This is a genomic window from Novosphingobium sp. CCH12-A3 (assembly GCF_001556015.1).
Taxonomy (GTDB): Bacteria; Pseudomonadota; Alphaproteobacteria; order Sphingomonadales; family Sphingomonadaceae; genus Novosphingobium; species Novosphingobium subterraneum.
Map to the genome: position 1 here is coordinate 1 of NZ_LSIA01000140.1, position 9670 is coordinate 9670.

General features: G+C 56.4%; 7 protein-coding genes. 6 read left to right on the plus strand and 1 reads right to left on the minus strand.

The window, feature by feature from the left end:
* From AX703_RS11405 to AX703_RS11430, 6 genes are all read left to right on the plus strand, one after another.
* Positions 1-187, plus strand: a 187-nt coding sequence (locus AX703_RS11405; protein WP_231735503.1) for a hypothetical protein, incomplete at its 5' end; no start/stop codon positions are given.
* Positions 188-534: 347 nt separating this feature from the next.
* Positions 535-1860 (plus strand): hypothetical protein, encoded by a 1326-nt coding sequence (locus tag AX703_RS11410; protein WP_156452021.1) that lies wholly within the window; start codon positions 535-537, stop codon positions 1858-1860.
* A 100-nt stretch (positions 1861-1960) separates the two neighbouring features.
* On the plus strand, positions 1961-3415 hold the full coding sequence (locus AX703_RS11415) for an ATP-binding protein (RefSeq protein ID WP_197423685.1): 1455 nt from the start codon (positions 1961-1963) through the stop codon (positions 3413-3415).
* A complete protein-coding gene (locus AX703_RS11420) occupies positions 3415-6159 on the plus strand; it encodes a Z1 domain-containing protein (RefSeq protein WP_062344190.1) in 2745 nt (914 codons plus the stop codon). The genes AX703_RS11415 and AX703_RS11420 overlap by 1 nt, the downstream gene beginning before the upstream one ends.
* Positions 6137-7147 carry a PD-(D/E)XK motif protein gene (locus AX703_RS11425; protein ID WP_082734546.1) on the plus strand — a complete coding sequence of 337 codons (1011 nt, stop codon included), beginning with the start codon at positions 6137-6139 and terminating at the stop codon, positions 7145-7147. Before AX703_RS11420 ends, AX703_RS11425 begins: the two co-directional genes overlap by 23 nt.
* On the plus strand, positions 7137-9236 hold the full coding sequence (locus tag AX703_RS11430) for an AIPR family protein (protein WP_062344194.1): 2100 nt from the start codon (positions 7137-7139) through the stop codon (positions 9234-9236). The genes AX703_RS11425 and AX703_RS11430 overlap by 11 nt, the downstream gene beginning before the upstream one ends.
* Position 9237: 1 nt before the next feature.
* Here AX703_RS11430 and AX703_RS11435 read toward each other — a convergent pair.
* Positions 9238-9670 (minus strand): DNA cytosine methyltransferase (locus AX703_RS11435; RefSeq protein ID WP_197423686.1); only part of this gene is annotated, 433 nt, incomplete at its 5' end.

The following is a 9670-nucleotide window of genomic DNA, read 5'->3' on the forward strand; positions in this document are numbered from 1 at the left end:
GACCATGCAGCCCGGTGACCACACCCCAAATTACACCTCATTGACGGACGTGACCCTTGATGCAATTCGCAGCAAGGGTTTGGTGGGGTTTGAAGCCTATCTGACATCGCGCGAAATTCGCAATCGTTGGGAGGAAAGCCGCTTGCGCTGGCAAGCACTTGCAGACGCCGCCATGAGGTTGCTGTGATTGGGGTGATAAGGGTCGTTCTGCGTAACCTTTCGCTTCTCATCTGAGTGCCTGAAGCCAACGGCTCAAACCTGACAATCGGTCAGGCCATTGCTGCCCCCCAAGCGCTTCAAGCCAAATACGAGCCTTTACCGGGGCGCCTCGAGGCGCTTCAGTAAGGGTTCGGTAGGATTCGAAGCTTATGTAATCACAGCAGAAATTGGTGTGTGGCTATAGGTGAGCCCCACGCGACTGATACTGCGGGTGGAACAGGCAATGGCGTCCCTTTGAAAGTCCTACATCTTGGGTCGAAAGAGACCCTCATCCGCAAGAATGCTGCGAAGAGACAGCAGCCCCCCACAGCGCCGGTGCCGAACAAGCACGACCCTCGGACCATACTGACTGAAGTTCTCAAACGTCGCTCTCTCAGTGATGTTATCGATCAGATGTGGGCTGCAACGTATAGCGGTGGCATCGTCGAGAACGACTATGGTAGCCGGATCTTCTCACCTTTTCAGGTCGACTTGACCAAACTTCCACCTGCCTTGTGTGACGCAAAGGAGGTATTGCCTCCTCCGGAACTCATACCAGAATCTCGCGAAGATCTAACCGCGTTCCTTGCCAGGCTGATCGTGTCTCCTTTTGACGAGAGCAAGCTGGAGCTGGTCGCGGCTGGCTGGCCTCAATTCTCGGCCCGGCCCATCACCCTCGACGACCACGTGACTCTTCTGCTGAGAATCCGGGAGAAAAACGAACTCATCTACAAGGCGCTGGTGGGTGGCCGATTCCGCAGGATTATCGGGGAAATCCAGCTGCAAAGCCCCAAGAACCCGATCTTTGCCGACCAGCTTGAACGAGCGGTAGTCGTGCAATCTTTGATCTGGTGCAGTCACGATCTTCAGATGGTGATCGCCCGCCAGGCTCAGGCTGTGACGTTTGGCGTGCTGGCTTCAAATCTCAAGAAGGCGACACCTGAGTCGATCCTCAACGTAATGCGAACGAACCGAGAGTTGCTGGCATATGTCCTTGGCCTCTATTTCCGTGGGCATGACTGGACGACCGGTCCGCTTCCTCCGAAGCCTGTAAAGGCGCAGCATGAGGATCTCACCAAGGCGGGCGACGCGGACTTGCGCAGAGTTGCGAAGCAACTGCGCGGTATCAAGGCAGACTTCACCGCCGGTGACATCCACGAGCTGATGTGTGAGATAGCCTTGGCCCTCCGCAGCCCGAGCAGAACGCTTGCGCGCGCAAGATCGCCGCGCTCGAGCAATTCAGACCCCAAGCAGTGGGCTTTCGAGCATTACGGCCTTTCCCGACTTGCGGCCGCGAACGTAGCGATCTTGCGATACGTGCAGGCAGAAAAAGAGTTGCCACAAATCATCCGCGACTTGGTCGAAAAGAAGAAGCCTGATCCGGCCAACCTGTTTGGCGGTCTCCCTGCCTGGACGAGTTCCAACGGCGCGCGTGGCTCTGCGAGCCGTCCGGACGAGTTGCTCATCATGTGCCGCGAGACGTTTCTCCCTTCCAAGAACTCTCGAGACATTTCGGCTGCTCGCAAGGCGCGGGGGCAGGCCGAGAGGTTTCTTCTTGAAATGGGACGACGTGAGGCCACCGATTTTCATGGCAGCGAAACTGATCCACGAAGAGCTTTCTACCTCCTGGACGTCATTCCTGAGCACCGGTTTGCGCTTTAAGGTTGAGCGTCCACAAAGCGACATGGCAATTTGGCGGAGTTTATAGTTGAGCTTCTTGAAGTTCGCTGGATAGAAGGCTTGTTTCTCAAGGGCAAAAACATTGGAATATTTTCCTAATCCTCCTGATGCCACTTCCCTGATGATGTCAGCCCGAAGTTTTGGAAACTATGATTTGGCGGGGGCTCTGGCTGATCTGATCGACAACAGCATCAAGGCCAAGGCGCGCAAGATCTGGATCCGGTGTGATTTCAACGATGGCGAGCCTACTGTCACCATCGTTGATGACGGGGAGGGTATGTCGAAGGCTGAGTTGATCCTCGCGATGCGTCCCGCGTCCACAAATCCACTCGCTGAGCGCTCCCCTGATGACCTTGGGCGTTTTGGCTGGGGTATGAAGTCCGCATCTTTTTCGCAGTGCAGACGCCTTACTGTCATCAGCCGCCAAAAAATGCAGGTCCACGGTGCTGAATGGGACTTGGACAGCATTGATGGTTGGGCGATGGGATTGCTCTCTCCTGCGGATATCGAGGAGTTGGCAAGCACTAAGCTACCCGCCGGTTCGGGCACAGAGGTTATATGGAGCAAGTGTGATCGGCTGTCGGAAAGCGGATCATTGAGCACGATCGCGTTCAATGATCAGATAGCCCACGCAACTGAGCGGCTGTCCTTGATCTTCCATCGCTTTCTGGAAGGGCGGCCGGGCAAGGCAAAGCTTCAGATTTCCATTAACGGTCGACTGCTCGAACCCTTCGATCCTTTTCACACCTCGCACAATGCTACGATACCCCGAGAGCTGGAAACCCTTCACATCGGGCAGCATCAAGTGCAAATTCGGCCTTACATCTTGCCTCATTTCTCGAAACTGGGTGAGTTCGAGCACGAACGGCTGGGTGGTGAGGACGGATTTCTGCGTAATCAGGGGTTTTATGTGTACCGGAACGATCGTTTGATCATTCATGGGACTTGGTTCCGGCTTGCGAAGTTTGGCGAACTATCTCAACTCGTGAGGATTGCTGTCGACATTCCGAACAGCATCGACGACATCTGGAAGATAACCGTCGACAAGAGTGATGCGCAGCTGCCCACGGTATTGCGCAACCGCCTCAAGCAGATCGTGGACAAACTGAAGCGGCAATCCTCAAGGGTCTATCGCTCTAAGGGTGGAAAGATCTCGGATCCTCACAAGGTTGCAGTCTGGTCCAGGTACACCCGGAACAACGAAATCAGCTACTCGGTCAATCGGGATCACCCAATCATCGCAAGGTTGCTGAGCAGCGAGGATTCCAACCTTGCAAAAGCCGCACTCCAGCTCATTGAAAGCAACTTCCCGGTTTCTGCGTTTGTGGAGGACGCCACCACGCGATCGGACTCGATCGGGCAAACCCCCGCCAGTCGTAGCGACATGAAGCGCTTGCTCGACGCTGCAACGCCAGAGATGCTCCTAGATTGCGATGGCGACATGCAGGAAATGATCAAGAAGTTGAAGCGGACCGAGCCGTTCAGCGCGAACTGGCCGATGGTCGAGGAATATCTTACGCAGAAGGGGTGGTGTTGATGGACGATCTCAAAGCCGAGATCGGCTATTTCGCAGCCAAGATCCGCAAGGACTTTTCTGCAGATCTAAGTCGCCTCGCCTCCATCCCACCCGAGGCCATCGATCAGGTCCTTCAACGAGACCCGTTCGGGCTATCCAGGGAGCAGTTGAGCGCTGTCCGGCGTCAGCTGGAGTTCGATTTTTCCGTCCGCCAGGATGCCGGCCACACGATTAAGAGCGACTACGAGCCTTGGCTGCAGGACCGCATGCCCGACATCGATTTCTACTACTGGACCAGGCTGCGCCGGTACTATGTCGAAGATGGCATACTCCCTCCAAACGTCGTAGCTCAGCTGGACCAGGTCACCAATGAAGTTCTAGATTATTGCGGCAATCCCGAGGACGTTGGCGCTTGGAGCCGGCGAGGGATGGTGATGGGGCACGTCCAGTCAGGAAAGACGACCAACTACGCATCCCTGATCTGTAAGGCGGCCGACGCCGGCTACAAGATCATCATTCTGCTTGCGGGGCTCACCAATTCGCTGCGAATGCAGACGCAAGAGCGCCTCGATGAGACGTTTATCGGAAAGAAGTCTCTCTTCGGCCAGTTAAAGCCGGAACTCATGCCGATTATGACCTTCTGCGATGGTCAGAGGATTTACCCGGCGTTCGGAACTACTCGCGACGCGGACTTCAATCGCACATCGGCCAACCAGTTCGGCGTCTCACTGGCCAACCTGAAAGACCCGATCATCTTCGTCGTGAAGAAGAATAAGGGTATTCTCGAGAACCTGCTTGAATGGATCACCCCTCAGGGGCACGGAGAAAAGATCGATTACCCGCTGCTTCTGATCGATGATGAGGCCGACAATGCATCGGTCAACACCCACAAGGATCCCCGCAAATCTACGGCGATCAATGAGGTCATTCGCAAGATCCTGAAGCAGTTCAACCGGTCGTCGTATGTCGGCTACACGGCAACGCCTTTCGCCAACATCTTCATCGACCCGGACACTGAAGATGACATGCGCGGGGACGACTTGTTCCCGAAGCATTTCATCAAGGCGCTGGATGCTCCAACAAACTATGTGGGGGCCACGAGGGTTTTCTCGCCCGAAGGCGATCTTCGATCGCCGATGCTGCGGATCCTCGACGATTACGAAGACATCATTCCTCTATCGCACAAGCGGGACAGGGACATACTGGAGCTGCCAGCTTCGCTTCTGGAGGCGATCAGGGTGTTCGTTCTCGCCCGCGCAATCAGGGTTTTGAGAGGCGACGGGGCAAAGCATTGCTCGATGATGATTAACGTCAGCCGCTTCAACGATATCCAGGATTATGTTCACGGCCTAACCTACACCTACCAGAAACAGCTCGACGATGCGATCAAGGTCAACGCCGGGCTTGGTGCAGCCGGGCTGCGCGACCCCGATATGGCAGCCTTGAAAGTGAGCTTCGACAAGGAGTTCTCGGCCTGTGAATTCAGCTTCGACGAAGTGCAGAAAGCCCTGAACGAAGCCTCCAGAACCATTGTAGTCCGCACTGTCAATATGCGTGGCGGCGTTCTCGACTACGAAGCCAACAAGACCCGAGGTTTGCACGTCATCGCGATCGGTGGCTTGGCCCTCTCACGTGGCCTGACCCTCGAAGGCCTCACCGTAAGCTATATTCTGAGGAATTCTGCAGCATCAGACACTCTGATGCAGATGGCGCGCTGGTTTGGGTATCGCCGAAATTATGAGGACATCTGCAGGCTCTACATCTGCCAAACTTCCGTCGATCACTACGAGTATATCGAGGATGCGGTCGAGGAGCTCCGCGGCGAGCTGAAGCGAATGGAACTGCGCAACGAAACCCCGGAGCAGTTCGGTCTGAAGGTTCGACGAAGCGATACCGGCATTCTCATTACGGCCGCCAACAAGATGCGTAATGCTCGAACCCTGCAGCTCGTGCAGTCGTTCAGCGAGAAGCATGTGGAGGGCTATGCACTACATAACGACAAAGCCATCAATTCGGCCAACCTTGCCGAGGTAGGCAGATTCATGGTCGGGCTCGGAGATCCGCAAAGACCGGATCCTGCGGGCGATAAGGCATTGAACAAGGATATTAGCAAGCACCTCACTTGGACCGGGATTAGCGGCAAACAGGTCTTCGAGCTTCTCAGGAAGTTCCAGTTCCATTCGGCTCAACCATCCCTCGGGCTGATCGATGGAAAGAACTCTCTCTTCAGTGACTATGTGAGCGACCGTCTGAGTGACGAATTGCGGCTCTGGGACGTCGTGATCCCGTTGAACGCCGGCCGAGATCCAGATGCTGCAGGCCCGAAAACGGCAGAGGATATGGCTGCCTTACCTTTGCGTGGCCGAAACAAGGGCCTGGTCAAACCAATGCCAGGTGGTGCAACCTTCAAGCCCATGGGTGACAAGAATAGGATCAGTGACCCGAACGAGGATCCACCGATGCTCTTGCAGCAGTCCCGGCGCGATGAAGCAGTCCAGCTTCGCGCAGACGGTCAATTCAAGGGCGACAGAGCCTTTTGCCATGTCAGGGACCGACCACTGCTGATGGTGCATCTCTTCAAGGTGCACAAGCCCGTCAAGGATCTGGAGCTGGCCGACGTTCCGATCGCGTCGCTGAGCTTCCAGATGCCGAAGTCCTCGATCCAGGCGGTGCCGAAGTCCTACGAGGTGAACTCCGTTTACCGCCGGCAACTCGAAGCCATGGCTTCCGAACCAGAAGACGATGAGGCTCTCCTCGATGAATGATTCCCAGGACGCTTGGTCCGGCATTCCAACCGGAGCATCGAGTGGCACCCGCATCGAGCGGCGGGCCGATGCGTCGCACCCGCTGGATTTCTTTCGCGCGCGTGACGCAAAAGGCCACTACCTTCTCATTCTCAAGGCTGACGAACTCCCCGCAATCGAAAGGCCTCCAACCTTGGCTGGCCTCGTCATTCGTGCAGAAAAGTTCGCTGAGCGCCCAGATGAACTGCTAATCGAATTGGTTGATGCTGAGCAGCTTTCGATCTTCCGGGCCTTGGCCGCCGACATTCTCGAGGCAACGAAGAGTCTTGGCTCCGGAGCAAATGCGGAGGGAGCACTCCGTACCATCAGTCGCATCGAGCGGTGGCAGAATCTGCTTCGGAAGCGAAGGGACCAACTGCTTTCTCGCCAAGCGATTATCGGTCTCGTCGGCGAGCTTCTGTTCCTTCGCAATCGCGTCATGGAAAATGTCGGACCGGCCGAAGCAATTGCGTCTTGGCGCGGTCCTCTCCGAGAAGAACAGGACTTCGCGATCGGCGGCTGGATCGTCGAGATAAAGACCCAGCTATCGACCGCAGATCAGCTCCTGAAGATCAGCTCGGAAGCCCAGTTGGACACCTCGTCCGGCCCAATTGTGCTTGTTCACCAGACGCTGGCTGCAGGCACTCGATCCGAGTCAGGCGCGGTCACCCTGAACGGTCTTGTCGCCGAGATCCGAACCCGATTGCTTGAAAGCGCTCCGGCTTCAATCGACATATTCGAAGCTGGCATGATTGCCGCGGGATATGAGGCGCGAGCCGAATACGAGGCCGAAGCATGGCTGCTTGTTCGCAGCAGGCCTTTCGAAGTGGCTGACGCTTTTCCCCGGCTTGTTCCCGCTGCCTTGCCGGCCGGGGTGCAGAAAGTCTCCTACGCCATCCTGCCTTCGGCATGCTCCGCTTTCGAGCGGAACGATGGATGGCTAAAGTCCGAGGTCTTCCATGAGCACTGAGGTCGATCTGCCGGAGGCCTACGGCGAGTTTCACGAGGATCTCCTCCGGGAGGCAAGTTTCAGCGGCGATCCCCAACATGCGGTGTTCTTCCGAATGTTCGCCGATGCCGCGGCCGAAAATGGCGACATCGCGGACCTGAACTACACACCGGCGAGCCGTGAAGGAAGCCGGCCCTATCAGGTTGATGGCTACGCGTGGGACGCCGACCGGGGCGAACTGCATCTGGCAGTCTGCGATTACCATCCCGAACTCGAACTCGAGAAGATCAATGTCGATCGCGTAAATCAGCTTCTGAGCAGAGCCACCCGATTCTGTGAGCTGGCGATTGATGAGGAGTTCGTTTCGTCTCTGGAAGAGACAAGTCCCGCTTTCGAGCTGGCTCAGCTGATCCTTCAGGCGCGCCACTCGATCTCGCGAATCAGATGCGTGATCTTCAGCAATGCCCGTCTCGCCACCATCAAGAAGACGCTCGAGAGTGCCGAGATCATCGGTGCCCAAGCTACCTGCAACGTCTTCGATTTCCCACGATATATTGCCTTCATCAACTCGCAGGGGGGAACCGAGCCAATTGAGCTCGACGTCAAGGAGCTGAACGGGTGCCCGTTGCCGTGTCTGGAGGCGCACGATGGCAATGCAGACTGCAAGTCCTATCTGATAGTGATGCCCGCCAAGCTGCTGGCTCGGGCATATGGACTGTATGGCTCTCGGCTAATGGAGCAGAACGTGCGGACGTTCCTCCAAGCCAAGACAAAGACCAACAAGGGTATCATTCAGACCGCGGTCGAAGCGCCCGAAATGTTCTTCGCCTACAACAACGGCATCACGGCCACTGCAAGTGATCTCGAGCTCGACTTTGACGAGAATGGCATTGCCGGCATCTCGAAGATCAAGAACCTGCAGATCGTGAACGGCGGGCAGACGACCGCGACGCTGTTGTATGCCAGCGATCGCGGCGAAGCTGACCTAGGAAGCATATTCGTGCAGATGAAGCTGTCGGTGATCGATGCGGAGAAGGTGGGCAAGATCGTGCCCCTGATCTCCAGATATGCGAACACCCAGAACAAGGTCAGCGAGGCTGACTTCTTCTCCAACCACGAGTTCCACCAGGAGATGCAGAAAATCTCCCGTCGTCTCGACGCTCCTCGATTAGCTGGTGAACTCGCTTCAACCCGTTGGTATTACGAACGAACCAGAGGGCAGTACAAGAATGATGGCCCCGGGCGATCGGTGACGGAGCGCAAGCGCTTCGAGGCGCTCTACCCCAAGCATCAGGTCGTCCAGAAGACCGATGCGTCGAAGTACTACCTGACGTTCGAGGCGATGCCCCACATCGTAAGCAAGGGCGCGCAGAAGTGCTTCGTCGCCTTCGCGGATCAGATCGATTCCAAATGGGACAACTCGAGGGCGACCTTCAACGATACCTTCTTCAAGGATCTCGTCTGCAAGACCATCGTGTTCCGCTGGCTGGACAAGACGGTCGGTCGCGCTGCCTGGTATCCTGACTACCGAAGCCTGAAGGCGGCGATCATAACCTATACTATCGCTTGGCTGGTCCAGCACCTTAAGGCCGAAAATCGCCAGTTGGATTTCGATCGCATCTGGGCTCTCCAAGAGCCCCAGGATGAGTTGAAAGCATGTCTGGAATTGCTCGCCCCGCAGGTTGCTGCAAAACTCAAGGAACTTGGCGGAGCGCATGGCAACGTGACCGAGTTCGCGAAAAATCCGACCTGCTGGGCGCGCATCAGCAAAAGCCGTTTCGAGATCGAACCGGCCATCAGCCGAGCAACGGTAGATTTCTATGAAGCGAGGGCTCGGGTTCGGGAATCGAGGGCCGAAGGGGCGATCGATCTCGAGATCGAGTTCGATCGCTTGGTCGTCGAAAACCTGCACCGCATGCCGGAAGTTGAACTGGCCGCGAAGCGCCGTTCGATGCTGTCGCCGCTCTCTTCCAGAGCCTTCGGCAAGCTACGAAGAGGCAAGATCAGTTTGACCCAGCCAGAGCGCAATGCACTTAAGCACCTGTTTGGTCGTCTCGATCAGTTCAACGCAGGACCATCTAGCTGGGAAAAGGAGAGCGAAGACGCTTAAGTCAGCAGGTTTCCAGTTCGACTGCCGCTTGCTCCACAAGGGGCGAGAGGAATTCGGCCAGGCCTTTTGCGATCTGTTTTGCCATTAATGGGGGCACCGCGTTGCCAACCTGAACAAACTGCTGCGTCCGGTTACCTTCAAACAAATAGTTGTCAGGAAAGGTCTGCAATCGCGCGGCTTCGCGCACAGTCAGGCTACGGCACTGGCTCAGGTCCGGGTGAATGAAGTAGTGCCCGTCCTTCGAGATGTGGCTAGTGACGGTGGTGGACGGCCGCCCCCAAAGCTGAACGCGGAACCTGTCAGCGAACTTGCCACTCTTCCAATTGTCGTGATTCGGCGCGAGCAGTTCCGGGAACTCGTTAGCCGTAAGCGCGAAATTCGTAATCGTCCGGCGGGACCCGCCTTGCTTGGCGGGGGAGCGATCGGTCTTAAGC

Bases quoted from the DNA above. Each gene is read 5' to 3' on its own strand.
- AX703_RS11420 (WP_062344190.1), top strand. From the start codon at position 3,415: ATGGACGATCTCAAAGCCGAGATCGGCTATTTCGCAGCCAAGATCCGC.
- AX703_RS11425 (WP_082734546.1), top strand. From the start codon at position 6,137: ATGAGGCTCTCCTCGATGAATGATTCCCAGGACGCTTGGTCCGGCATT.
- AX703_RS11430 (WP_062344194.1), top strand. From the start codon at position 7,137: ATGAGCACTGAGGTCGATCTGCCGGAGGCCTACGGCGAGTTTCACGAG.